This window comes from Cryptosporangium phraense, assembly GCF_006912135.1.
GTDB lineage: Bacteria > Actinomycetota > Actinomycetes > Mycobacteriales > Cryptosporangiaceae > Cryptosporangium > Cryptosporangium phraense.
Map to the genome: position 1 here is coordinate 154,097 of NZ_VIRS01000008.1, position 23,609 is coordinate 177,705.

The following is a 23,609-nucleotide window of genomic DNA, read 5'->3' on the forward strand; positions in this document are numbered from 1 at the left end:
TACGTGAGCAACCCACGTTTGCTGGTAGTCGAGAACGACGCTGACGACGACGCCCGCCGACTAGGGGACTGGCTCACCGATGCCGGCGCGGAGCTGCACGTCGTCCGCGCGCACGCCGGCGAGCCGCTCCCGGAGTCGCTGGCCGGCTACCAGGGCGTCGTCGTGCTGGGCGGGGCCCAGCCGGCCTACGACACCGACGGGGTGCCGGCCTCGCCCTGGTTCCCGGCGCTGCGGAACCTGCTGCGCGAGGCCGTCGCCGAGCGCGTCGCGACGCTCGGCGTCTGCCTCGGCGGCCAGTTGCTCGCCGGGGCGCTCGGCGGCCGGGTCGAGCCGGCCGCCAGTGGGCCGGAGATCGGTGCGTTCCTGGTCGCCAAGCGCGACGTCGCCGAGAGCGACCCGCTGTTCGCGATGCTGCCGTTCACCCCGGACGTCTACCAGTGGCACGTCGACGAGATCACCGCGCTGCCGCCCGGCGCGGTGCTGCTGGCGTCCTCGCCGCGGGTGCCCAACCAGGCCTACCGGGTGGGCCCGAAGGCCTGGGGCGTCCAGTTCCACATCGAGTGCGACCAGCCGATGCTGGAGTCCTGGGCCGACGGCGACACCGGTTCGCTGGCCCGGGCCGGCCTCGACGCCGAGACCGTGCTGGCCCGCTGCGCCGCCGTGGAGGACGACGTCGAAGAGGTCTGGCGTCCGTTCGCCGGGCGGTTCGTCGCGGTCGCGTCCGGCCGGGGGGTCGGTCCGGGCGTCCCGCTGCCCGTGGTGAACCTATGACGCGACCCGCTCCGGCCGGCACGGGCCGGCTCGCCCGGCTCGGGTTCGTCCAGCCCGACCGCACGGCCGACCTGCTCGGCCCGGACGGCCTGGGCTGGTGGAACCCGCAGGCCTCGGCTCCGGACGGTCCGGAGGGCGAGGCGCTGATCCTCGCGCTCGCCCACGCGGCCGATCCTGACCTCGCCGTGCTCACGCTGCACCGGCTCAACGCGGCCCAGAAGGACCCGTCCGCGCTGGCCCTCGCCGTCCGCACCGACGCCGGCTTCCGCGACCGCCTGTTCGGCGTCCTCGGCGCGTCCGCCTCCCTCGGCGATCACCTCTGCGCTTTTCCGGACGAGTGGCGAGCGCTGGTCTCCGGCGTGTGGGAACCCTCGCAACCGTCACCGGAGCTGCTCCGCGAGATCCTTCTGGACGCGGTGGGAGCGCCCACCGACGCCGGGGAGACCTGGGGCAGCGGCGGGGTACGGGCCCGCGGTTCGGACCCGGACGTCGTCGCCGACCTGCGGCTGGTCTACCGGCGGTGCCTGCTGCGCACCGTCGCCCGCGACCTGAGCGAGAGCGGCCCGGCCGGGCGCTCCGACGTCGCGATGATCTCCACCGAGCTCGCCGACCTGGCCGAGGCCACCGTGCGGGCCGCCCTCGCGGTGGCCGCGGCCGGGCTGCCCGCCGACGCGCCGGCCGTGCGCCTGGGCGTCATCGGCATGGGCAAGTGCGGCGGGCGCGAGCTCAACTACGTCAGCGACGTCGACGTGGTGTTCGTGGCCGAGCCGGGCGCGCCCGGCGCGGACTTTCCCGACGGCGAGAACCCCGGCCCGGCGCTGCGGACCGCCACCACCCTGGCCAGCTCGATGATGCGGATCTGTCAGGAGGTGGCCTGGCAGGTCGACGCGGCCCTCCGGCCGGAGGGCAAGGACGGACCGCTGGTCCGGACGCTCGCCTCGCACGCGGCCTACTACAAGCAGTGGGCCCGGACCTGGGAGTTCCAGGCGCTGATCAAGGCCCGGCCGATCGCCGGCGACCTCGACCTCGGCATGGCCTGGATGGGCGAGATCTCGCCGCTGGTCTGGGGCACGACGACGGGTGCGTCGCGCCGCGACGGCGCGGCCGGCCGCGAGGGCGCGGTCGCCGAGATCCGGGCGATGCGGCAGCGGGTCGAGCAGTCGCTGCCGGCCAAGGAGGCCGCGCGCGAGATCAAGCTCGGCCCCGGCGGCCTGCGTGACATCGAGTTCGCGGTGCAGCTCCTACAACTGGTCCACGGCCGGGGCGACGCCACCCTGCGCAGCGGCAACACGCTCGACGCGCTCCGGGCCCTGATCGACGGCGGCTACGTGGGGCGGCTGGACGGCGAGGCGCTCGACTCGTCCTACCGGTTCCTGCGCACGGTCGAGCACCGGCTGCAGCTCCAGCGGCTGCGGCGCACGCACAGCCTGCCGACCGACCGCGACGAGCTGCGCTGGCTCGCCGCCACGCTGGGCCACCGGGGCAGTGGGGACCCGGTGGAGGGCTTCTCGGCCGAGTGGGCCCGGCACGCCCGCGAGGTGCGCCGGCTGCACGAGAAGCTGTTCTACCGGCCGCTGCTCGAGGCCGTGGCCACGGTGTCCAACGAGGACCTACGGATGGTCCCGTCGTCGGCCCAGGCCCGGCTCGAGGCGCTCGGGTTCACCGACCCGTCCGGCGCGCTGCGTCACGTCCAGGCGCTGACCCAGGGCGTCTCGCGGCGGGCGCACATCCAGCGCGCGCTGCTGCCGGCGATGCTCGGGCTGTTCGCCGACGCGCCCGACCCGGACGCCGGCCTGCTCGCCTACCGCCAGGTCTCCGACCGGCTCGGCGCGACGCCGTGGTTCCTGCGCCTGGTCCGGGACGAGGGGCTGGTCGCCGAGCGGCTGCCGACCCTGCTCGGCACCAGCCTGTACGTCGCCGAGCTGCTCACCCACGACCCCGAGGGCCTGCAGTTGCTGGCCGACGACGCCGAGCTGCGGCCGCGCTCCCGCGAGGTGCTGCACGGCGCGCTACGCGCCGCCGCCGCCCGGCACACCGCGCCCGAGGTGTCGGTGGTCGCCGCGCGGGCGCTGCGCCGTCGCGAACTTCTCCGGACGGCGTTCGCCGACCTCCTCGGCCTGGACGACGTCTCGACGGTCGGGCGCGCGCTGACCGACGTCTCGGACGCCGTGCTGGTGGCCGCGCTCTCGGTGGCGGAACGGGTCGTCGCCGAACAGCGGCAGGGCGACCTGCCGATGCGGATGGCGATCATCGGCATGGGACGCCTGGGCGGCGCGGAGATGTCGTACTCGTCCGACGCCGACGTGATGTTCGTCCACGAGCCGCTCGAGGGCGCGTCCGAGCACGACGCGACGGTGGCCGCCCGGGCCGTCGCCGAGGAGCTGCGCCGGCTGCTCAGCGCCCCGGCGCCGGACCCGCCGCTGGGGATCGACGCGAACCTCCGTCCGGAGGGTCGGCAGGGGCCGCTCGTGCGCTCGCTGGGCTCCTACGCCGAGTACTACCGGCGCTGGTCGAAGCCGTGGGAGTGGCAGGCCCTGCTCCGGGCCCGCCCGGTCGCCGGTGACGAGGACCTGGGGCGACGGTTCATCGAGCTGATCGACCCGCTGCGCTACCCGGCCGAGGGGCTGGACACGGCCGCGATCACCGAGATCCGCCGGATCAAGGCCCGGGTGGACGTGGAGCGGCTGCCCCGGGGCGCCGACCCGGCGACCCACACCAAGCTCGGCCGGGGCGGGCTGGCCGACGTCGAGTGGACCGTCCAGCTGCTGCAGCTGCGGTCCGGCGCCTCGGTGCCGGGGTTGCGCACGACGCAGACGATCGCCGCGCTCGGTGCGGCGCGGGACGCCGGTCTGGTCACCGCGGTGGACCATGATGCGCTGGTGGCGGCATGGGAGATGGCGGCCGAGGTGCGGAACGCGTTGATGCTCGTGCGCGGGCGTCCGTCGGACCAGTTGCCGCGGCACGGCAAGGAGCTGCTCGGTGTGGCGCGGGCGATCGGCCAGCCGGCGGACGCCGAGACCGGCGAGTTTCTCGACGAGTACCTGCGGACGATGCGGCACGGTCGGCAGGCGGTGGAGCGGGTGTTCTATGCCTGACACGGTCTCGCCCGCCTCACCGAGCGACGCCGACCCGCAGGCACCGACCGATCCGGCCTCGGCGGCTTCCGCGGCTTCCGCGGCTTCCGTGGCTTCCCCGGCCGACGTGCCGGACGCGGCGGCGGACCGGGCGGCGGCCGCGCGGGTGGCCGAGGAGCAGCGCGAGCCGGTGCCGCCCGCGGCCGCGCCGCCGGCGCCGTCTCCGGAGCGGGACCCGGCGCCACCGGTCACCGCGCCGGATCCGGACGCCGGGCCGCCCACGGCGGCGATGGGTGCGGCGACGGACGCCGGGCCGGACACGGCGGCGATGGGTGCGGCGACCGACGCCGGGCCGGACACGGCGGCGATGGGGGCGGTGGGGGGCGAGCCCACCGGGGTGCATCTGCGGTTGCCGGTCAGCGAGACCGGGCCGCAGCCGGCGCTGCGTCCCTGGGACGCGTTCGTCGCCCGGCTGCTGCCCGAGCCGCACCGCCTGCCGGTGACCGTCGCGTTCCTGACGTCGCTGCTGCTCGCGGTCGGATTCCTCTCGCTGCCGCTGGCCGGTACCGACCTGTCGGCCCAGGTCGCCCGTGGGCACTTCTTCGAGGAGCACGGGTTCGTCCCGATCGACTTCCGCTGGTACGGCGGCGTCTACCCGTTCGGGTACAGCGCGTTCACCGGTCCGGCCAACGCGCTCTTCGGCTCGCGGGGCGTCGGCGCGATCTCGGTCATCGTCTCCGCGGTCGCGTTCGCCTGGCTGCTCGCCCAGGTCGGCGCCCGACGTCCGCTCACGGCCGGCGTCCTCGGTGCCGTGACCGGCGTGTTCAACCTGGTCAGCGGCCGGACGACGTTCGCCATGGGTATCGCGCTGGGCATGCTCGCGCTGTGCGTGATCGCCGCCTCGGCGCACCGCTACCGGCCGCCGCCCGACCCGTCGGCCCACTGGGCCCGGGCCCTGCTCCGGCCCCGGGCGAGCTGGTGGGAGCTGGTGCTGGCCGGTTTCCTGGCCGCCGCGAGCACGGCCGCCAGCCCGGTCGCCGGGCTGTTCGTCGGGCTGTGCGGGGCCGCGCTGCTGCTCTCCGGCGTCGTTCCCGAGGGGCTCGCGCTCGGGGTCGGCACCGCGGTCGCGATGTTCGTCCCGACGTTCCTCTTCCGCGACGGCGGGGCCCAGCCGTTCAGCGAGGAGTCGATGAAGGTCTGCGTCGCCGCGTGCTTCGCGGTGGTGCTGCTGGTGCCCCGCCGGGGGTACCAGACCGTCCGGATCGCGGCCCTGCTCACCGCGGCCGGTGCGGCCGCGACCTACTACTCGCACAACCCGGTCGGCAGCAACGTCGTCCGGCTGTCGATGCTGTTCGCCGCGCCGGTGGTCGTCGCGGTCTCGACGCTCGACCGCCGGGTGCTCGTCGGCGTCGTCGCGCTGCTCTGCTGGTGGCAGCCGCCGCTGGTCGGGAGCGACCTCGCGTACGCCGGGGCCCGGGAGGCCAGCCGGCTGTACTTCCAGCCGCTCATCAACCAGCTGCAGGCCCGCGGCCCGGTGGGCCGCGTCGAGGTGGTTCCGCTGCGCGACCACTGGGAGTCCACCTACGTCGCGGACGTCGTCCCGATCGCCCGGGGCTGGGAGCGTCAGGTCGACGTGGACCGCAACCCGCTGTTCTACGACGACACGCTGACGCCGGCCACGTACCTCTCCTGGCTCTACGAGAACGCGGTCACGTACGTGGCGGTGCCGCGCGAGTCGAAGCTCGACCCGGCCGGGCGGGAAGAGGCCGCGCTGATCGAGGCGAACCTCTCGTACCTGCGCAAGCAGTGGGAGAACAGCGACTGGTCGCTGTACCGGGTGGTCGGCGGACCGTCGCTGGTGCCCTACCCGGGGCAGCTCGTGTCGTCGAAGGCGACCGGCGTGCGCTTCGCCAGCCCGGTCGCCACCGACCTGACCGTGCGCGTCCGCTGGTCGCCGTGGCTCACCCTGCGCGGGCCGGACGGCTGTATCGAGCCCGACGGCCAGTGGGTGAAGGTGCGGCTGCAGCGCGGTGGCCAGTACTTCTTGACCGGGACGCTCGACCGCCCCTGGCGCTCGCGCTGCTGAGCGGGCCGCCGGCCGGGCTGCTCGGCCGGCTGCTCAGCACGGCGCGGAGCGTGGCCGTGGTGGGGCCGGCGGTACAGGGGGTGGCTGCGGCGCTGAGGGCGGCGGGGGCAGTGGCGGTGTCGGGAGTGCCGGTGTGGGCGGTGCCGGTGGTGGGGGCGGCGGTGTCGGGGGTGGTGGCGGTGTCGGGGGTGGTGGCGGTGCGGGCGCTGGCGGCGGCTCGGGCGAGGGCTCGTGCGCGCTCGTTCTCGCCCGCGGCGGCGCAGGCCCGGCTGCGCCGGGACAGTGCCCACGCGATCGTGCGCCGGTCACCGGCCTCGTGCGCCCACTCCAGCGCCCGCCCCGTCCACAGGCTCGCGGCGTCGGCCTGCCCGGCGTCCGCATGGAGACCGGACGCCGTGACCGCGTAGCGGGCCGACAGCGACAGCAGGGCCGACCGCGTGGGCCCGGTCGCGGAAGCGACCAGCGCGGTGAGCGTGGCGAGGTGGTCGAGCACGGTGGGGAGCGCCGCCCGGGGACCGAGCAGATCGGCCGCGCGAGCCACCACCGACCAGTACCGCCGCAGGTAGGAGAGGGCATCGGCGACCGGGACCTCACGCAGACGCAGGCCCGTCGCGCTGGGCGGCGGGGTGGCCGGGGGAGCGGGCGCGGCGAGCGCCCGGCGGGCCGCGACGACCGCGCCGCCGGCCGCGAGCGCGACATCGCAGCGGCGGTAGAACTCGGCCGACCGGACGTCGCCGGACTCGGCGTTGGCGACGCTCGACCGGCTGTACCCGGAGCGCCGGGCCAGCTCACGCTGAGTGAGCCCGGCGCGGGCGCGATGGTGCCGCAGCACCGTGGCCAACCGGTGCGCGTCGGACACCGCCGACGTTCTGCCGCTACGCTCCACGACCCGGCCCCTCTCCGCCGTCGCTGTCCGGCTGTCCGTCCGGTGCCCGGCATCTTAGAAGCGCCGTCGGACATTTCCCCGGACAGACTTGGCTGGCCCCGAGCGCCGGAACCGCCGGCCCGCGACGGGGGAGAGACGTCCTGATGAGCGAGCACAACCCCTGGTTCGACGCCCGGCCGGCCGAGCCGCCGGACGCGGATCCGTGGCGGCTGCGTCCGCACGAGCGGAACCGCTGGCTGCTGGTGCGGGACGGCGATCCGATCGCGGTGCTCGGGGTGCTGGGCACCGGCGAGTGGTGGATCTGTCCGGTCGGGGAGGCGCTGCCCTGGCCGGAGACGTACTGGACGCGCGACGCGGCGGCCCGGGCGGTCATGCTCTGGTGGCGGTACCGGCGAGCGAGCGGAGGGTGAGCAAATCCGGTCGACCGGGCCGGGTGGCGTCGCTACGATGGCGCGGCCCTGGGCGGTCCGGGGCGCACAGGGTCGAGAAGGGCGAGAACGGTCCTCTCCGAACCGGAGATCGTCCGCCGCCTCCGCGCCGCCGGTTGCGTCTTCGCCGAGGACGAGGCGCACCTCCTCGTGGCCGCGTTCCGGTCGCCGGCCGAGCTGGCCGCCCGGGTCGGCCGGCGGGTCGCCGGGGTGCCGCTCGAGCACGTGCTCGGCTGGGCCGAGTTCTGCGGGCTGCGCATCAGCGTCGACCCCGGAGTGTTCGTGCCTCGGCACCGCACCGAGTTCCTGGTACGGCAGGCCGCGGTCCGGACGCCGCCGGGCGCCGTGGTCGTCGACCTGTGCTGCGGCTCGGGGGCGTTAGGCGTGGCGCTGGCGGCCGCGACCGAGGGCCTCGAGCTGCACGCGGTAGACATCGACCCCGCGGCGGTCCGGTCGGCGCGCCGCAACGTCGGGCCGCTGGGCGGGCACGTGTATCGGGGGGATCTCTACGCGCCGCTCCCGGGGAGGTTGCGCGGGCGGGTCGACGTGCTGCTGGCGAATGCGCCGTACGTGCCGACCGAGGAGATCCGGCTGCTTCCCCCGGAGGCCAGGGACCACGAGCACCGGGTCGCGCTGGACGGAGGAGCAGACGGCCTGGACGTGTTACGCCGGGTCATCGCGGACGCCGAGCGCTGGCTGGCCCCGGCCGGCGTGCTGCTGATCGAGGCCGGCAGGCACCAGGCCGCCGCGCTCGGCGAGCTGGTGGGGACGGCCGGCCTGCGCTGCCGGACGGAGTCGGCCGAGGACGCGCACGTGGTGATCGTGACCCGGTAACGCGGAAGGCCGCCGACCGCCGCTTCGGAGTGAAGCGGCGACCGACGGCCCGGCGACGTCCTGACGTGGACTCTGCCCGGCGTCACCGCCGGCCAGGAGCTACCGCTCGATCAGATGTCGTAGTACAGGGCGAACTCGTGCGGGGTCGGGCGCAGGCGCACCGGGTCGACCTCGTTGGCCCGCTTGTACTCGATCCAGGTCGAGATCAGGTCGGGGGTGAAGACGCCACCCTCGAGCAGGTAGTCGTGGTCGATCTCGAGGCGGTCGAGCACCTCGGGGAGCGAACCCGGAACCTGCGCGACCTCGGCCAGCTCGTCCGGCGGGAGCTCGTAGAGGTCCTTGTCGACCGGCGTCGGCGGCTCGATCTTGTTCTTGATGCCGTCGAGGCCGGCCATCAGCATCGCCGAGAAGGCGAGGTACGGGTTGGCCGACGGGTCGGGCACGCGGAACTCGATGCGCTTGGCCTTCGGGCTGCTCACGATCGGGATGCGCGTGCAGGCCGAGCGGTTGCGCTGCGAGTAGACCAGGTTGACCGGGGCCTCGTAGCCGGGCACCAGGCGCCGGTAGGAGTTCACGGTCGGGTTGGTGAACGCGAGCAGCGACGGGGCGTGCTTGAGCAGACCACCGATGTACCAGCGCGCGGTGTCCGAGAGACCGGCGTAGCCGACCTCGTCGTACATGAGCGGGTTGCCGTCCTTCCACAGGCTCTGGTGGGTGTGCATACCCGAGCCGTTGTCACCGAAGAGCGGCTTCGGCATGAAGGTGACGGTCTTGCCGGCGTTCCACGCGGTGTTCTTGATGATGTACTTGAACAGCATCAGGTTGTCGGCGGAGTGCAGCAGCGTCGAGAACTTGTAGTTGATCTCGGCCTGGCCGGCGGTGCCCACCTCGTGGTGACCGCGCTCGACCGTGATGCCCACCTGCTGGAGGTTGTTCACCATCGAGTCGCGCAGGTCGGCGTAGTGGTCGATCGGCGGGACCGGGAAGTAACCGCCCTTGTAGTTGGTCTTGTAGCCCCGGTTGCCGCCCTCTTCCTCGCGGCCGCTGTTCCACGCGCCCTCGACGGAGTCGACGTAGTAGAACGAGCTGTGCTGGTTCGTGTCGAACCGGATCGAGTCGAAGATGTAGAACTCCGCCTCGGCACCGAAGTACGCGGTGTCCGCGATACCGCTGCTGGCCAGGTACTGCTCGGCCTTCTTGGCGATGTTGCGCGGGTCGCGGGAGTAGGCCTCGCGGGTGAACGGGTCCGCGATGAAGAAGTTCAGCGCGATCGTCTTGTTGACCCGGAACGGGTCGACGAACGCGGTCGACACGTCCGGCAGCAGCAGCATGTCGGACTCGTGGATCTGCTGGAAACCACGGATCGACGACCCGTCGAACGCCAGCCCCTCCTCGATGATGTCCGCGTCGAACGACTCGATCGGAACCGTGAAGTGCTGCATGACACCCGGAAGGTCACAGAACCGGACGTCGATGAACCGAACGCCCTCGTCCTGGATGTACCGGAGTAGTTCGTCGGGCTGGGAAAACATCCATCCTCCGTCAGTGTGGGTCGCTTGCCACAACGTAGGAAGCGCCGGTTGCCTGCCAATGTCCCATCAGTTTCGCGGATGTTAACCGGGGTGACGGTCCGAAGGCAGGAGTGCCCATTTTCGGACAGCTTAGGACGAAGCAGCGACTCAGCGTAGTGCGGATAGGGTTCGGACGTGAGTGCGAGGACGACTGAGCTGCCCACCGGATCGTTCGGACGCCGGTTCGTGGCGTACCTGGTGGACGCGGTGCTGTGCGCGCTGGTCGCCGGTCTCTTCACGTACCCGGACCCGCCCGGGGGCTGGAGCACGCCGGTGTTCCTGGTGGCCTACACCGGGTTCGTCGGGCTGTTCGGCGAGTCGCCGGGGCTGCGGTTGCTCGGGCTGCGTGTCGAGGGTGTTGCCGACGGGCGCCCGATCGGCCTCGGCCGGGCGCTCCTCCGTACGCTGCTGATCATCATCGTGATCCCGGTGCTCGTCCCGTCCGGCGACGGGCGCCGCTACCACGACAAGGTCGTCGGCTCGATCGTCACGCGCCGCCGGTAGTTGCACACCCCCGCCCGGAGAGGGTGGGCGAGCAACCACGCACGGGCGGGCGGGACGATCCGGGCGTAATCGAACGCGCGCCGGTCGCGGAACGACCGGCGCCCGCCCGGCAGGCGTAAGAAAAAGGCTTTAACGCCCGCGGTACATTTGCTGCTTCGCGCCCTTCATGGCGCGGGCTGACTTGGGCATGGGGCCCTTGGGGATCGGCGGGCGGGCACCGCCCAGCCCCTGCAGGCGCTGCGCGACCTGACCGACCTGGCCCGGGGTCAGGTTCTTCGGGAGCTTCTGCAGGTGCGACTGCAGCTTCCGGATCGAGACCTTGTCGTCGTCCTCGCCCACGAGGACGTCGTAGACCGGCACGTCGGTCAGCACGCGGCTGACGCGCTTGCGCTCCTGGTTCACCAGCGGCTTGACGCGGTGCGGAGCGCCCTCCGCGAGGAGGATGACGCCCGGCCGGCCGACGACCCGGTGGACGACGTCCTGCTGCTGGCTGATCTGCACGGCCGGCGTGAATTTCCAGTTCTTCTGGTTACGGTTGCCCGGCATCGACTCGAGCACCGCCAGCGCCGCCCCGGGCTGCCCCTCGACCTGCGCGTACGTGGCCTTCTGGACCCGGCGGCTGAAGATGATGAGCGTGGCCAGGACCGCGATCAGCACGGCGAGCGGGACCAGCACCCACAGGCCGGTGAACCAGGCGACCCCGATGCCGATGAGCAGCGGCACGAGGAAGGCCACCAGCATCAGCGGAACGATCAGACGATCGTGCCCCCGGACGAACTGGAAAACCTGAACGATCTGTCGAAGCCGCTGGCGGAAGCCGACTTTCTCGGGGGTGGTGGAGGCCATAGCTCAAGTCTAGAGCGGCCTGTGCGTTCGTAGAACCGGGAGGTTGCGCCTCAGCGGCTCAAACGCCGGACTTCGGGAGCCGCGAACGCGGCGGCGGCCTCCCGGCGGTCTCGGGCTCGACGGGTGTCTTCGCTCATCGCCGCCCAGGCGTTCCGCCGCGCGGTGCGCTGACCCCCTTCGGGGAGCAGTGCGATCGCGGACGTGAACAGATGGCGGAGCGGCTCGACCGGAGTCACGTGCACCTCCTGCTTACTTTCCGTAGTTTCGCTTTGACGATCAGCAGCAAGCATTCTGCCGGACCGATATGTCTGACGTGTGTCCTCGGCATAACCGCACCGGGAAAGTCAGTGCGTCGCGGCCCGGGCCTCGATGGCCTGCTGGTAGAGCCGGCCGGCGCGGTACGACGAGCGCACCAGCGGCCCGGAGAGCACGCCGGCGAAGCCGATCTCCTCGGCCTGCTCGCGGAACGCGACGAACTCCTCCGGCTTCACCCAGCGCGACACCGGGTGGTGCAGCGACGACGGCCGCAGGTACTGGGTGATCGTGACCAGGTCGCATCCGGCGCCGTGCAGGTCGCGCAGCGCCTCGGTGACCTCCTCGGGCTCCTCGCCCATGCCCAGGATCAGGTTCGACTTGGTGACCAGGCCGGCGTCCCGGGCCTGCCGGATGACGTCGAGCGAACGCTCGTACCGGAAGCCGGGGCGGATCCGCTTGAAGATCCGCGGGACCGTCTCGATGTTGTGCGCGAAGACCTCGGGGGCGGCCTCGAAGACCTGGTTGAGGAGGTTCGGCTGCGCGTTGAAGTCAGGGGCCAGCAGCTCGACGCCGGTGCCCGGGTTGAGCTCGTGGATCTGGCGGACGGTCTCGGCGTAGAGCCAGGCGCCGCCGTCGGGCTGGTCGTCGCGGGCCACGCCGGTGACCGTGGCGTACCGCAGGCCCATCGCCTGGACGCTCTCGGCCACGCGGCGGGGCTCGTCACGGTCGAGCGCGACCGGCTTGCCGGTGGCGATCTGGCAGAAGTCGCACCGCCGGGTGCACTGGTCGCCGCCGATGAGGAACGTGGCCTCGCGGTCTTCCCAGCACTCGTAGATGTTCGGACAGCCGGCCTCTTCGCACACCGTGTGCAGGCCTTCGCGTTTCACCAGGCCCTTGAGCTCGGTGTACTCGGGGCCCATCTTGGCCGTCACGCGGATCCAGGATGGCTTGCGCTCGATCGGAGTCTCCGCGTTGCGAGCCTCCAACCGAAGAAGTTTGCGTCCTTCGGGCTGAACCGTCGTCACAGCCGAGAAGCCTACGCCGGATTGCGGTCGTGCTGACGGGCTGCGGAACGCAGGGTCGGGTTGGGTGGTCAAACTCACCTGTTTCGCTCGGCGGGGCCGAGCGCTAGTCGAGCGTGATCTCGACGCCGATCTGGCCCGGGCGGAGGCCGATCAGGCGCCCGATGCCGGCGGCGAGGGCGGCGAAGCGGAACTGCCAGCCGTACTTGGCCTTCATCGCGGCCTTCAGCGCGGGCATCTCGTCGCGACGGGTGACCCGGGCGTGCGCGGCGACCGGCTCGTCGAGCAGCGACCCGCCGCGCTCGCACGGCGCCACGGTCACCGCCGGGGTGTGCCGCAGCCGCTTCACCTTGCCCGAGTCGACGCCGGTCCAGACGAGCAGCTTGCCGCCGGACGGGGCGGCCCAGACCGGGGTGGGCACGGCGGTCCCGTCCCGGCGGAAGGTGGTCAGGCTGATGCACTGCTCGGCCGCGAGCGCGTCGAAGGCATCGGTGTCCATCTGGGACATCTAGCCACCCCCGAGTAGGACGGATACGGTCGGGTTTGCCTATCACGTAAGTGGCGAATCCGTCCGGCCCTTACCCCGGAGCGGGTTTCTCAAACCCCTCCGGCCAGCTGGGGGAGCCGCGGCTCGACGAGCCCGAGGACGTCGTCGATCGTCACCGTGCGCCCGAGTTCGAGGGAGAGCGACGTGACCCCGGCGTCGTGGATGCCACACGGGACGATGTTGCCGAACCCGGACATGTCGGGGTTGCAGTTGAGCGCGAAGCCGTGCATCGCCACCCGGCGGCTGACCCGGACACCGATCGCGGCGATCTTCCGGTCGGGGCCGCGCTCGTCGGCGAGCACCCAGACGCCGCTGCGCCCGGCCACCCGGGTCGTGGCCACGCCGAGGTCGGCGCAGACCTCGATCAGCATGCCCTCGATGCGCCGCACGTACGCGACGACGTCGAGCGGCCGGGGGAGCTGGACGATCGGGTACCCGACCAGCTGACCGGGGCCGTGCCAGGTGATCTCGCCGCCCCGGTCGACGTCGACCACCGGGGTTCCGTCGAACGGGCGGTCGGCGTCCTTGGTGCGCCGGCCCGCGGTGTAGACGCTCGGGTGCTCCAGCAGCAGGACCGTGTCGGGGATGTCGTCGGCGACCCGGGCGGCGTGCAGGCGGCGCTGCTCGTCCCAGGCCTCGTTGTAGTCGATGTGGCCCAGCCACCGGACGACGGTGGGCGCGGTCTCGAGCATCTCCGTCATGGTTCGGAGCGTACGCCGGGAGCGGCTCGTTGGAGCCGGGCCGGCGGAGGCGGGCGCCTGCAGCGGATCGGTGGCCCGGCCGGGTGAGCAACGGCCGGGCCACCCATCGCTACTGCAGGACGCCGGCCCAGCCGTGGGCGCGGGCGATCGCGCCGAGGGTCGAATCGTCGAGCGCGCCGAGCGCGTGGTGGTCGTTGCCGAGCCGGGCCGCGACCGCGCCAGCCAGCTCGCCGGCCCGGTACGGGGCCAGCTCGAGCAGATCGAGCGCGATGCGCCACCAGCCCGGGTCGGCGTCCGCGGCCAGCGGGCCGCCGCAGCGGTACCAGACGGCCAGCCCGTCGACGAGGTCGTCGCCGAGCCCGTCGGGGTCGGTGAGCCGGGCGACCGCGGCGACCGTGCGGGCCGCGCCGCCGTCCCAGCCGTCGAGGTGGCGCAGGACCAGCGGGTGCAGCGACGAGTCGCCGAGCGCGCCGGCCGCCTCGACCTCGAGGAGCCATACGTCGGACCGGCAGAGCGCGGCCCGGACCGCGGGCAGCGCGCGCGGATCGCGGCGCCGGGCCAGGCCGATCAGCGCCTCGCGCCGGGCCTCACCGTGCCGGTCGGTCAGCCGCGCGGCCAGCGCCTCGCGGACCGTCGCCCCGTCGACCTCGTCCATCTGCGTCCCGAGCCCGAAGCAGGCCCAGTTCCGCACGTCGCCGTCGGGGTCGGCGGTCAGGCTGATCAGCGCGTCGACCGCCAGCGGGGCGAAAGGGACGTTGATCTCCATCGCGGCCAGATGGGGGAGTGCACGGGCCACCGCGGTACGCACAGCCGGCGCGTCATGGTCGACGAGCCCCAACACGGGTCCGAACGCCGCGACCTCTCCGGCGGCGGCGTCGACGGCGCCCGCCAGATCGTCCGGCTCCGAGGTCGGGTCCCCGGCGAGTGTGGTGAGGTCCATGCGATCACCGTCCCCCGAACGCGAACGCCTTACACCGGAACGATCGCACTCTGCGGTCGAGAAGAGACTACGACGCGCCGTCACGTTTGTGTCCAGTCATCGCGGGTGCCTGTGGATGAATTCGTTTGTTGTGTGGCTGCTGTTTCGGCAGTCCGGCTCCGTGTCTTTCTGGTCGTCTTCGTCCTGTGGACGGTCGGCCCGCGATTCGTCGATCCGGCCTAGCGTCCGGCGCCATGAACGAGATTTCGCTGTCCGAAGTTCTCTCCCGGATCGACCGGCTGCGGTGCGGTGAGGCGGTCGCGCTGTTCGCCCCGCTGGCCGACGAACTGGCCGACGCGCACGAGCTGGGAGCGGCCCACCGGGCGATCAACGCGCACTCGATACGTCTCGGGGACGACGGGGTGTCCTTCGTGCCGTCACCGCGGGCCCGGAAGCGTCCGGCCGGCGTTCGTGCGCGGGCCGAGGACGTCGGCGATCTGGCCGGGGTGATCGCCGGTGCGCTGCTCGGCCGGGAGGTCGACCCGGACGGCTGGGCCGATCGCGCCGTCGCCCTCGGCGTCCCCACCGACCTGGTCACGGTGCTGGCGACGGCACTCTCCGGCCGGGCCGCACAGCGACCTACGGCGTACGAACTGGCCGCCGCGCTGCGGGCCGCGTGCGACCCGGTACCGCTCGACCGATTGCTCAGCCCAGCGCGTACCGAAGGGCCGAGTCCAGTGTCGGGTCGGTGAACGTGAAGCCGTGGTCGAGCAGGACGGACGGCACCGCCCGCTGCCCGGCGAGGATGCCCTCGTCGGCGAAGCCCCAGAGAGCCGCGCGCAACGCGAATGCGGGCACCGGCACCACGGCCGGCCGGTGCAGCTGGCGGGCCAGCTCGGCGGTGAACTCGGCGTTGGTGGCCGGCTCCGGGCCGGTCAGGTTCACCGGCCCGCGGACGCCGTCGTTCTCCAGCACGAACTGGATGGCCGCGACCTCGTCGCGCAGCGAGATCCAGGGCCAGTACTGCTGCCCCGAGCCGAGCTTGCCGCCGAGCCCCAGCGCGAACAGTGGCTTGATCCGGCCGAGCAGTCCACCCGACCGCGCCAGCACCAGGCCCGAGCGGATGTGGGCGACGCGCACGCCGGCCTCCTCGGCGGGCGCGGTCGCGCCCTCCCAGGTGCGGCAGAGGTCGGCCAGGAACCCGGCGCCGGCCGGCTCGTCCTCGCGCACGACCTGGTCGCCGCGGTCGCCGTACCAGCCCACCGCCGACGCCGAGACCAGCACCTTCGGCGGCTTCTCGGCCCGCGCGACCGCGGTCGCGATCGTCGTGGTGCCGTCGATCCGGCTGTCGATGAGCGTCCGTTTGTACCCGGACGTCCAGGGGCGGTCGCCGACCCCGGCCCCGGCCAGGTGCACGACCGCGTCCGCACCGGAGACGACGTCCGGCGCGAGGTCGTGCGCGGCCGGGTTCCAGCGCACCTCGTCGGACGCTCCGGGTTCGCGGCGCACCAGCCGGACCACCTCGTGCCCGTCCGCGCGCACCGCGTTGACCAGGGATGTTCCGATCAGGCCGCTGGCCCCGCTCACGACGATCCGCATGTCTGAATCCTCTCGCGCCCGCCGTCCTCCCGCGACTCGACACGAGAGGCCCGTCCCTTCCGGGACGGGCCTCGGGCGCCGGTACGGGTCAGGCGAGCCCGAGCTCACCCTCGAACGCGCCACCCTCGAGACGCTCCTTCATCGCGACGAGGAAGCGCGCGGCGTCCGCCCCGTCGACGATCCGGTGGTCGTAGGAGAGCGCCAGGTACACCATCGACCGCGGCGCGATGACCTCGCCGAGGTTGGGGTCGTTGATGACGACGGCCCGCTTGACGACCGCGCCCGTGCCGAGGATCGCCGAGTTCGGCTGGAAGATGATCGGGGTGTCGAACAGCGCGCCCCGGCTGCCGGTGTTGGTCAGCGTGAACGTCGCGCCGGCCAGTTCGTCCGGGCTGACCTTGTTGTTGCGGGTCCGGTCGGCCAGGTCGGCGATCTTCCGGGCCATCCCACCCAGGTTCAGGTCACCGGCGTCCCGCACGGTGGCCACCAGCAGGCCGCGCTCGGTGTCGACCGCGATGCCCAGGTGCTCGGCCTCCGGGTAGGTGACCGTGCCCTCGTCGAGGTTGAGCACCGAGTTGATCTGCGGGTACTGCTGCAGCGCCTCGACGGCGGCGACCGCGAAGAACGGCAGGAACGAGAGGTTCACACCGTGCCGGGCCTGGAAGTCGGCCTTGGCCTGCTTGCGCAGGTTGGCGATCTTCGTGACGTCGACCTCGACCACCGTGGTCAGCTGGGCCGCGACCTGCAGCGACTCGACCATCCGGGTCGCGATCACCTTGCGCAGGCGCGACAGCTTCTCGGTGCGTCCGCGCAGCGGCGACGGGGCGGCCGGGGCCTTCTTCGCGGCCGGCGCGGCTTTCTCGGCGGCCGGGGCCGCGGCCGGAGCGGCGGCCGGAGCGGCCGCGGCGGCCTTCTTGGCTTCGGCGGCGTCCAGGACGTCCTGCTTGCGGATCCGGCCACCGACGCCGGTGCCTTCGACGCTGCCCAGGTCGACGCCGTGCTCGGTGGCGAGCTTGCGCACCAGCGGGGTGACGTAGGCGCCCTGGCCGTTGTCGGACGCGGGGGCGCTGGACGCGGTGCTGGACTCGTCCGGGGCGCGCGAGGGCGCCGGGGCGGTCGCGGGCGAGGCGTCCTGCGGCGGGGTCGACTCGACCGCGGCGCGGGCGGGCTCCTCGCTCTCCTCGGCCGGCGGGTTCTCGGGCTGCACCGACTGCGGCTCGGGCGTCGGCTCGGACTGCGGCTCGGCCTTGGCGGCCGGGGCGGGCTCCGACTTGGCCGGCGCCGCGTCGCCGGAACCGATGACGCCGAGTTCGCCGCCGACCTCGACCGTGGCGTCTTCGTCGGCGGTGATGGAGAGGAGCGTGCCGGCGACCGGCGACGGGATTTCGGTGTCGACCTTGTCGGTCGAGACCTCGAGCAGCGGCTCGTCGACGGCGACGGTGTCGCCGACCTGCTTGAGCCAGCGGGTCACGGTGCCCTCGGTGACCGACTCGCCGAGCGCGGGCATCTTCACCGAGGTGTTGTCACCGCCGTCGGACGAGGGAGCGGCCTCGGCCTGGGGCGCCGGAGCGTCTTCCTCGGTGGAGGGAGCCTCGGAGGTCTGGGCCTCCTGCGCCTCCTGCGCCTCGGCCGGGGCTTCCTCGGCGGGGGCCTCTTCGGCCGGGGCCTCTTCGGCCGGGGCGGGCGACGAGGAGCCGGCGTCCTCGCCGGCGTCGCCGATGACGCCGAGTTCGCCGCCGACCTCGACCGTGGCGTCTTCGTCGGCGGTGATGGAGAGGAGCGTGCCGGCGACCGGCGACGGGATTTCGGTGTCGACCTTGTCGGTCGAGACCTCGAGCAGCGGCTCGTCGACGGCGACGGTGTCGCCGACCTGCTTGAGCCAGCGGGTCACGGTGCCCTCGGTGACCGACTCGCCGAGCGCGGGCATGGAGACGGAGGTCGGCATGGTCTGTGCGGCTCCTCAAACTATTTGATCGTTGACACGGCAGGTTTTGATTCCGCTTTAAGGGTGGGCGGGCGGGGGGTGCAGGGCTGGACCGTGTACGTGCAGAGGCTTCCCCGCCAGCGCGAGATGAGCCTCTCCGAGCGCTTCGGACTGCGTGGGATGGGGATGCAGGAGCGGCGCGACATCCTCGGGAAAAGCTTCCCAGTTGTAGATCAGCTGGGCCTCGGCCGCCAATTCACCCATCCGGCTGCCGACCAGATGGACGCCGAGCACCGGACCGTCCTTGGCGCGAAGGACGGTCACCGCGCCCGCGGCCCGCAAAATCGTAGCCTTGCCGTTCCCGGCCAGGTCGTACTGGACTTCTTCGATCTCGTAGCCCCGGGCCCGCGCCTCGGTGGTCGTGAGGCCGACCGACGCGACTTCCGGCTCCGAGTACGTGACCCGCGGGACGCCCGCGTAGTCGATCGGCGTCACCGGCAGCCCGGCCACCCGCTCGGCGACCAGGATCCCTTCGGCGAACCCGACGTGCGCCAGCTGAGGCGTCGGAATGAGGTCGCCCACCGCGGAGACCGTCGGGAGGTTCGTCCGGCACAACCCGTCGACCAGGACGTGACCCCGCTCGGTGGCGACGCCGGCCTCGGCGTAGCCGAGGCCCTCCGAGACCGGCCTCCGGCCGACCGCGACCAGCAACACCTCCGCCTCGAGCACGCTCTCGTCCTCGAGCACCACGCGGACGCCGTCCCCGGCGCGTTCGGCGCGCGCGAACCGTTTACCGGTGGAGAACCCGATCCCGCGTTTGCGGAACGCGCGTTCGAGCCGCCGGGAGGACGACTCCTCCTCGAGCGGCAGCAGCCGGGGGAGCGCCTCGACGATCGTGACGTCGGCCCCCAGGGAGCGCCAGGCGCTGGCGAACTCGACGCCGATGACGCCGCCGCCGAGCACGACCGCGCTGGCCGGGACCCGGTCGAGGCGCAGGGCGTGGTCGCTGGTGAGCACGTGCGTGCCGTCGATCTCCAGGCCGGGCAGCGTGCTCGGCGCCGAGCCGGTGGCCAGCACGACGTGCCCGCCCTCGTACGTGTCGTTCCCGACCTGGACGGTCGTCGGCGAGGTCAGCCGGCCGGTGCCCGCCACGACCGTGATGCCACGGCTCGCGACCAGGCCGGTGAGGCCCTTGTACATCTTCGCGACGACGCCGTCCTGGTAGGCGGTGACCGCGGCCAGGTCGACGCCGAGGAACTCGGCCTTCACCCCGAAGCGGGCCGCCTCGCGGGTGGTGTCGGCGACCTCGCCGGCGTGCAGCAGCGCCTTGGTCGGGATACAGCCCCGGTGCAGGCAGGTACCACCGAGTTTGTCCTTCTCGACGAGGACGACCGAGAGGCCCAGTTCGGCGGCGCGAAGCGCACAGGAGTAGCCGCCACTGCCACCGCCGAGTACGACGATGTCGTGCGCTGGCCGACCTCCGCCCACTACGTCTCCTGCGCTCCGTCCGACGATCCCGCCCAATCTTGTCACTCGGCGGATCCGGGGCGCGACGTGGGGCTGTTCCGGCACGACGAGTCCGCAGGTCGTGCCGGTTGCCTACACTTGAACGAAGGAGGTGGCCGGTGTGAGTTGGTTACGCCGCAGCAAGAGCACCCGGCCGGGCACGCCGCGCGGTGCGCAGCGCGAAGACCTCGCGCACCTGGAGGAGTTCGCCCGCACCCGGCGGGGCGTCGAGGCCTACGTCGAGCCGCAGACGAACGTCACCGCGATGACGGTCATCCTCATCGCCGCCGACGGCGAGTGGACCCGACGCCGGATCGGCAGCCCGGACGACGCCCGCAAGCTCGGGCAGCGCCTGAACATGCCGGTCTACGACGTCGCCGCGGTCGGGTACCCCAACCGCATGCGCGAATGGAGCCGACGCAACAAGGCCTAGCCGTGTTCGGCGATGTCTTCCACGAGCGCGAGAAGCGTGCGCAGGGGGACGCCGGTGCCGCCCTTCGGGGTGTAGCCGTGCGGGGTCTTCGTGTTGTACGACGGTCCGGCGATGTCGATGTGCACCCACTCGACGCCGTCCGGGATGAACCGCGACAGGAACGACCCGCCCTGCAGCATATGCCCGGCCCGGTCGAAGCCGGCGTTGATCTGGGTCACGTCGGCGATCGCCGAGTCCATGCCCGAGCGCACCTCGTCCGGCAGCGGCATCGGCCACATCGGCTCGCCGGTGCGCCCACCGGCGTCCTTGATCCGCGCGCTCAGGTCGGCCGAGCCCATCACGCCGGAGATCCGCTCGCCCAGCGACACGACCTGGCCGCCGGTGAGCGTCGAGGTCTCGACGATGTAGTCGGGGGAGTCCTCGGCCGCCCGCGCGATCGCGTCGGCCAGGATCATCCGGCCCTCGGCGTCGGTGTTGAGCACCTCGACGCGGGTGCCGCCGTACATCGTCACGACGTCGCCCGGGCGGTAGGCCGATCCGGACGGCATGTTCTCGGCCATCGGCACGTACGCGGTGACCTTCACGGCCGGCTGCAGCTGGGCGATCGCGGTCATCGTCGCGACGACGACGGCCGCGCCGGACATGTCGCTCTTCATGTCCTGCATGCCCTGGGCCGGCTTGATCGAGATGCCGCCGGTGTCGAACGTGATGCCCTTGCCGACCAGCGCGACGCTCTTCGTGCTTTCCGGCGGCGTCCAGGAGATCCGGACCAGCTGCGGGCCCGCGGCCGACCCCAGCCCGACGGCCAGGATGCCGCCGTAACCGCCGGCCACCAGGGCGTCCGTATCGAGCACTTCGACCTCGAGGCCGGCCTCGACGGCGGCCGCCGCCGCCTGGGCGGCGAAGGTCGGCGGGCGGAGGTCGTTCGGCGGGGTGTTGATCCAGTTGCGGGCCAGCCGCACCGCGTCGACGACCGCCTTAGCGCGGTCGGTCTCGGTCTGCAGTTCGACGTCCCCGCGGCCGGTCGCGTCGGCCAGGTAGACGATCTCGCGGACCGGCGGACGGTAGGTGGGAGCGAGCTCGCTCTTGTACTGGACGAAGTCGTACGCGGCCAGCGCGGCGCCCTCGAGGACAGCCTGGGTGAGCGTCGGGTCGGCGTCGACCAGGGCCAGGCCGACGCGATCGGTGCCGGTCAGCGCGCGGATCGCGGCGCCGGCGGCCCGGCGGTAGTTCTCGTGCGGCTCCGGGCTGCCCGGCTTCGGCTCGACCGGGCCGAGGCCGACCGCGGCCACGACCGGGGCGGTGGTGGCGCCGAGCGTGGCGACCTTGACGACCTCACCGGCGACGCCGTTCGCGCCGAGCCGGGCCAGCACGTCGAGCAGCCGGCCACCGAGCGCCGCGTCCACGGCGACCGCGCCGGGACCGAGACTGAGCTGCTCACCGTCACGATGAACGCCGATGATGACGGCGTCGACCTCCGCGTCGACGGCGCCGGCGGCGGAGACGGTAAGCACGGCTGCCTCGGTGGGACGCGTCATTCTCGCTCCAGAGCTTGTCCTGCGGTGACTCGGCGATGCTACGGCGCGGCACCCGGGTCGGGTACGGCAGACCCTGGCGGTACGTTCGCCAGCATGACCAGCAGCGACCCGAGTGGCCACGACGCCGCGCCCGCAAACGCTCCTGATTCGCCCGGCCTGCGGCGTTCCCCGCTGCACGACCGGCACGTCGCGCTCGGCGCGAAGTTCGCCGAGTTCGGCGGCTGGGAGATGCCGCTGCAGTACACCGGCGTGATCGACGAGCACACCGCGGTGCGCACCGCGGTCGGGGTCTTCGACGTCTCGCACCTGGGGAAGGCGCTGGTGTCCGGGCCCGGGGCGGCGGAGTTCGTCAACGCGTGCCTGACCAACGACCTCGGGCGGATCGGGCCGGGGAAGGCGCAGTACACGCTGTGCTGCGAGGAGTCCGGTGGGGTCGTCGACGACCTGATCGCCTACTACTACGCCGACGACCGGGTCTTCCTGGTGCCGAACGCGGCGAACACGGGCGCGGTCGTTGCGCTGCTGGCGGCGGCGGCTCCTGCGGGGGTGACCGTGGCGGACCAGCACACGGAGTACGCGGTGCTCGCGGTGCAGGGGCCGCAGTCTTCCGCGCTGCTCTCGTCGCTCGGGCTACCGGCCGACCACGACTACATGGGTTTCGTCGAGGCCGAGCACGAAGGTGTGCCGGTGATCGTCTGCCGGACCGGGTACACCGGTGAGCACGGGTACGAGTTGCTGCCGCTCGCGGCGTACGCGGAGCCGCTGTGGGACGCGCTGCTCGGAGCCGGAGCGGCGCTGGGGGTGCGTCCGGCCGGGCTGGGGGCGCGGGACACGCTGCGGACCGAGATGGGATACCCGCTGCACGGGCAGGATCTCTCCCGGGAGATCAGCCCGGTCCAGGCCCGGAGCGGGTGGGCCGTCGGCTGGAACAAGCCGGCCTTCTGGGGACGCGAGGCGCTGCTGGCCGAGAAGGCGGGTGGCCCGCGACGCCGGCTGACCGGGCTGGAGTCGCTGGACCGGGGCATCCCCCGCCCGGGAATGGCCGTCCTGGACGCCGACGGCGCGGCGATCGGCACCGTCACGTCCGGCACGTTCTCGCCGACGCGCAAGGTCGGGATCGGGCTGGCGCTGCTGGACACCGCGTCCGGTGCGTCGGCCGGCGACGAGGTGACGATCGACGTGCGCGGACGCCGGTCGCGGGTCCGGGTGACCGAGCCGCCGTTCGTTCCGTCACACGTGCGCTGAGGGCCGAACCCGGCGAAAGCCGCGGGCGTTGTGTGTTCGCGAGGGGTTCACCGGGTACCGCCTCGCGGGGGCACGTCGGGCCTTGGGCGCGGCGTAGCCTTGAGCTGAATCCCTGGAAATCGACCGTTTCGACCTGCCTGAGGCGAATGTCCGAGCCAACTCTTCCTGCCCGTCCTGACCCGTCTCGCCGGAACGTTTCTCCGGACGTTCCGTCGGCGTCCTCGCCGGCGCCGGACAGACCTGATGAGGTGCCGTCGGCCGCTTCGTCGGCGGCTCTGGAGGAGCCGACGACCCGCTCGATCGACTCGTTGGACCTTCCGCCGCTCCCGCCGCTGGGGGCACCGAGCGCTCCGTCGGGAGCGGTGCCGGCGTCGGGTCCGTCCGGTGCGTCGGCACCGGCGTCGGCCTCGTTGCGCGCTGCGCCGGAGGCGGAGGCGTCGCTCGGCGCTGCGCCGGAGGTTGCCGAGGCCGGCTCGGCGTCCGTTGAGGCCGGGGACCGTGCGGCGGCGGCCGGGGTCGGCGAGGTGTCGGCGGAGGCTGACGCGGAGGCGGCTGAGGTAGAGGCTCGGCGGTCCGTGCTCGGCGAGGCGGCGGCCGAGGCGAAGGCCGGTCCGTCGGCTCTGCCGTCCGCGCCGAGCGCGGCCCCACGGCCGACGGATGCGTCGACTGCCGCGTCGCCGACGCGGCCCGCAGAGGCCAGGACGGCGGCGGGCTCCCCCGAGACCGGGTCGGCGGCCCGGCCGAGCGCGACTGAGCCCACGGCGCGGCCCGGCGGCGCTGCGTCTGGGACGCGGCCCGGCGGGATTGGGTCCGCGGCGCAGCCCGGCGGGGTCGAATCCGTGGCGCAGCCGAGCGGCACTCAGGCTGCGGCGCGGGCCGGCGAAAGCGACGTCGGCGCGGCTGGGAGGCTCGGTGCGGGT

At 73.0% G+C, this 23,609-nt stretch carries 20 protein-coding genes; 8 read left to right on the forward strand and 12 right to left on the reverse strand.

Features of this window, described 5'->3' with window-relative positions; all coding sequences use genetic code 11:
* Window positions 1-3 precede the first annotated feature (3 nt).
* Together FL583_RS13790 and FL583_RS13795 are read left to right on the forward strand one after the other, a co-directional pair.
* The gene (locus FL583_RS13790; protein WP_205752112.1) at window positions 4-771 is read left to right on the forward strand and encodes a type 1 glutamine amidotransferase; all 768 of its coding nucleotides are present in this window, start codon (window positions 4-6) and stop codon (window positions 769-771) included.
* The gene (locus FL583_RS13795) at window positions 768-3,866 is read left to right on the forward strand and encodes a bifunctional [glutamine synthetase] adenylyltransferase/[glutamine synthetase]-adenylyl-L-tyrosine phosphorylase (RefSeq protein ID WP_142705013.1); all 3,099 of its coding nucleotides are present in this window, start codon (window positions 768-770) and stop codon (window positions 3,864-3,866) included. The genes FL583_RS13790 and FL583_RS13795 overlap by 4 nt, the downstream gene beginning before the upstream one ends.
* 1,940 nt (window positions 3,867-5,806) lie before the next feature.
* On the opposite strand, the gene FL583_RS13805 is transcribed toward FL583_RS13795, so the two are convergent.
* A complete protein-coding gene (locus FL583_RS13805; RefSeq protein WP_170323634.1) occupies window positions 5,807-6,790 on the reverse strand; it encodes a helix-turn-helix transcriptional regulator in 984 nt (327 codons plus the stop codon).
* A gap of 170 nt (window positions 6,791-6,960) precedes the next feature.
* Here FL583_RS13805 and FL583_RS13810 point away from each other — a divergent pair, with 170 nt between their 5' ends.
* The gene (locus FL583_RS13810; protein WP_142705015.1) at window positions 6,961-7,227 is read left to right on the forward strand and encodes a hypothetical protein; all 267 of its coding nucleotides are present in this window, start codon (window positions 6,961-6,963) and stop codon (window positions 7,225-7,227) included.
* Window positions 7,228-7,275: 48 nt separating this feature from the next.
* Entirely contained in the window at window positions 7,276-8,079 is an 804-nt protein-coding gene (locus tag FL583_RS13815; protein WP_142705016.1) for a putative protein N(5)-glutamine methyltransferase, read from the forward strand.
* 110 nt (window positions 8,080-8,189) lie between these two features.
* Here FL583_RS13815 and glnA read toward each other — a convergent pair whose 3' ends face one another.
* On the reverse strand, window positions 8,190-9,611 hold the full coding sequence (gene glnA, locus FL583_RS13820) for a type I glutamate--ammonia ligase (RefSeq protein ID WP_142705017.1): 1,422 nt from the start codon (window positions 9,609-9,611) through the stop codon (window positions 8,190-8,192).
* 174 nt (window positions 9,612-9,785) lie between these two features.
* On the opposite strand from glnA, the gene FL583_RS13825 reads away from it, so the two are divergent.
* Window positions 9,786-10,154, forward strand: a complete 369-nt coding sequence (locus tag FL583_RS13825) for an RDD family protein (protein ID WP_142705018.1) — start codon at window positions 9,786-9,788, stop codon at window positions 10,152-10,154.
* 129 nt (window positions 10,155-10,283) lie between these two features.
* Here FL583_RS13825 and FL583_RS13830 read toward each other — a convergent pair whose 3' ends face one another.
* From FL583_RS13830 to FL583_RS13855, 6 genes are all read right to left on the reverse strand, one after another.
* Window positions 10,284-11,000: a DUF4191 domain-containing protein gene (locus FL583_RS13830; protein WP_142705019.1), complete on the reverse strand. Its 717-nt coding sequence runs from the start codon at window positions 10,998-11,000 to the stop codon at window positions 10,284-10,286.
* 50 nt (window positions 11,001-11,050) lie between these two features.
* Window positions 11,051-11,236 carry a hypothetical protein gene (locus FL583_RS13835; RefSeq protein ID WP_205752113.1) on the reverse strand — a complete coding sequence of 62 codons (186 nt, stop codon included), beginning with the start codon at window positions 11,234-11,236 and terminating at the stop codon, window positions 11,051-11,053.
* A 108-nt stretch (window positions 11,237-11,344) separates the two neighbouring features.
* Entirely contained in the window at window positions 11,345-12,280 is a 936-nt protein-coding gene (gene lipA / locus FL583_RS13840; protein WP_142705021.1) for a lipoyl synthase, read from the reverse strand.
* A 103-nt stretch (window positions 12,281-12,383) separates the two neighbouring features.
* Window positions 12,384-12,785 (reverse strand): PPOX class F420-dependent oxidoreductase, encoded by a 402-nt coding sequence (locus FL583_RS13845; RefSeq protein ID WP_205752114.1) that lies wholly within the window; start codon window positions 12,783-12,785, stop codon window positions 12,384-12,386.
* Window positions 12,786-12,874: 89 nt separating this feature from the next.
* Entirely contained in the window at window positions 12,875-13,516 is a 642-nt protein-coding gene (gene lipB / locus FL583_RS13850) for a lipoyl(octanoyl) transferase LipB (protein WP_420843143.1), read from the reverse strand.
* Window positions 13,517-13,634: 118 nt separating this feature from the next.
* Window positions 13,635-14,465, reverse strand: coding sequence for a HEAT repeat domain-containing protein (locus FL583_RS13855; protein ID WP_142705023.1), 831 nt, complete (start codon window positions 14,463-14,465; stop codon window positions 13,635-13,637).
* A 233-nt stretch (window positions 14,466-14,698) separates the two neighbouring features.
* Between FL583_RS13855 and FL583_RS13860 the strand changes: the two genes are divergently transcribed.
* The gene (locus FL583_RS13860) at window positions 14,699-15,196 is read left to right on the forward strand and encodes a protein kinase family protein (RefSeq protein WP_142705024.1); all 498 of its coding nucleotides are present in this window, start codon (window positions 14,699-14,701) and stop codon (window positions 15,194-15,196) included.
* Here FL583_RS13860 and FL583_RS13865 read toward each other — a convergent pair.
* The 3 genes from FL583_RS13865 to lpdA all read right to left on the reverse strand — a co-directional run bounded on the left by FL583_RS13865 (window position 15,150) and on the right by lpdA (window position 19,455).
* Window positions 15,150-16,043, reverse strand: a complete 894-nt coding sequence (locus FL583_RS13865) for a TIGR01777 family oxidoreductase (protein WP_142705025.1) — start codon at window positions 16,041-16,043, stop codon at window positions 15,150-15,152. The genes FL583_RS13860 and FL583_RS13865 overlap by 47 nt on opposite strands.
* Before the next feature lie 88 nt (window positions 16,044-16,131).
* A complete protein-coding gene (sucB, locus tag FL583_RS13870) occupies window positions 16,132-17,988 on the reverse strand; it encodes a 2-oxoglutarate dehydrogenase, E2 component, dihydrolipoamide succinyltransferase (RefSeq protein ID WP_142705026.1) in 1,857 nt (618 codons plus the stop codon).
* Window positions 17,989-18,045: 57 nt separating this feature from the next.
* The gene (lpdA, locus tag FL583_RS13875) at window positions 18,046-19,455 is read right to left on the reverse strand and encodes a dihydrolipoyl dehydrogenase (RefSeq protein WP_142705027.1); all 1,410 of its coding nucleotides are present in this window, start codon (window positions 19,453-19,455) and stop codon (window positions 18,046-18,048) included.
* Between the two features lie 139 nt (window positions 19,456-19,594).
* Here lpdA and FL583_RS13880 point away from each other — a divergent pair, with 139 nt between their 5' ends.
* On the forward strand, window positions 19,595-19,906 hold the full coding sequence (locus FL583_RS13880) for a hypothetical protein (protein ID WP_142705028.1): 312 nt from the start codon (window positions 19,595-19,597) through the stop codon (window positions 19,904-19,906).
* Here the strand turns inward: FL583_RS13880 and FL583_RS13885 are convergent.
* A complete protein-coding gene (locus FL583_RS13885; RefSeq protein ID WP_142705029.1) occupies window positions 19,903-21,444 on the reverse strand; it encodes a leucyl aminopeptidase in 1,542 nt (513 codons plus the stop codon). The genes FL583_RS13880 and FL583_RS13885 overlap by 4 nt on opposite strands.
* Window positions 21,445-21,537: 93 nt before the next feature.
* On the opposite strand from FL583_RS13885, the gene gcvT reads away from it, so the two are divergent.
* Window positions 21,538-22,689: a glycine cleavage system aminomethyltransferase GcvT gene (gcvT, locus tag FL583_RS13890; protein ID WP_142705030.1), complete on the forward strand. Its 1,152-nt coding sequence runs from the start codon at window positions 21,538-21,540 to the stop codon at window positions 22,687-22,689.
* The last annotated feature ends 920 nt before the right edge of the window (window positions 22,690-23,609 follow it).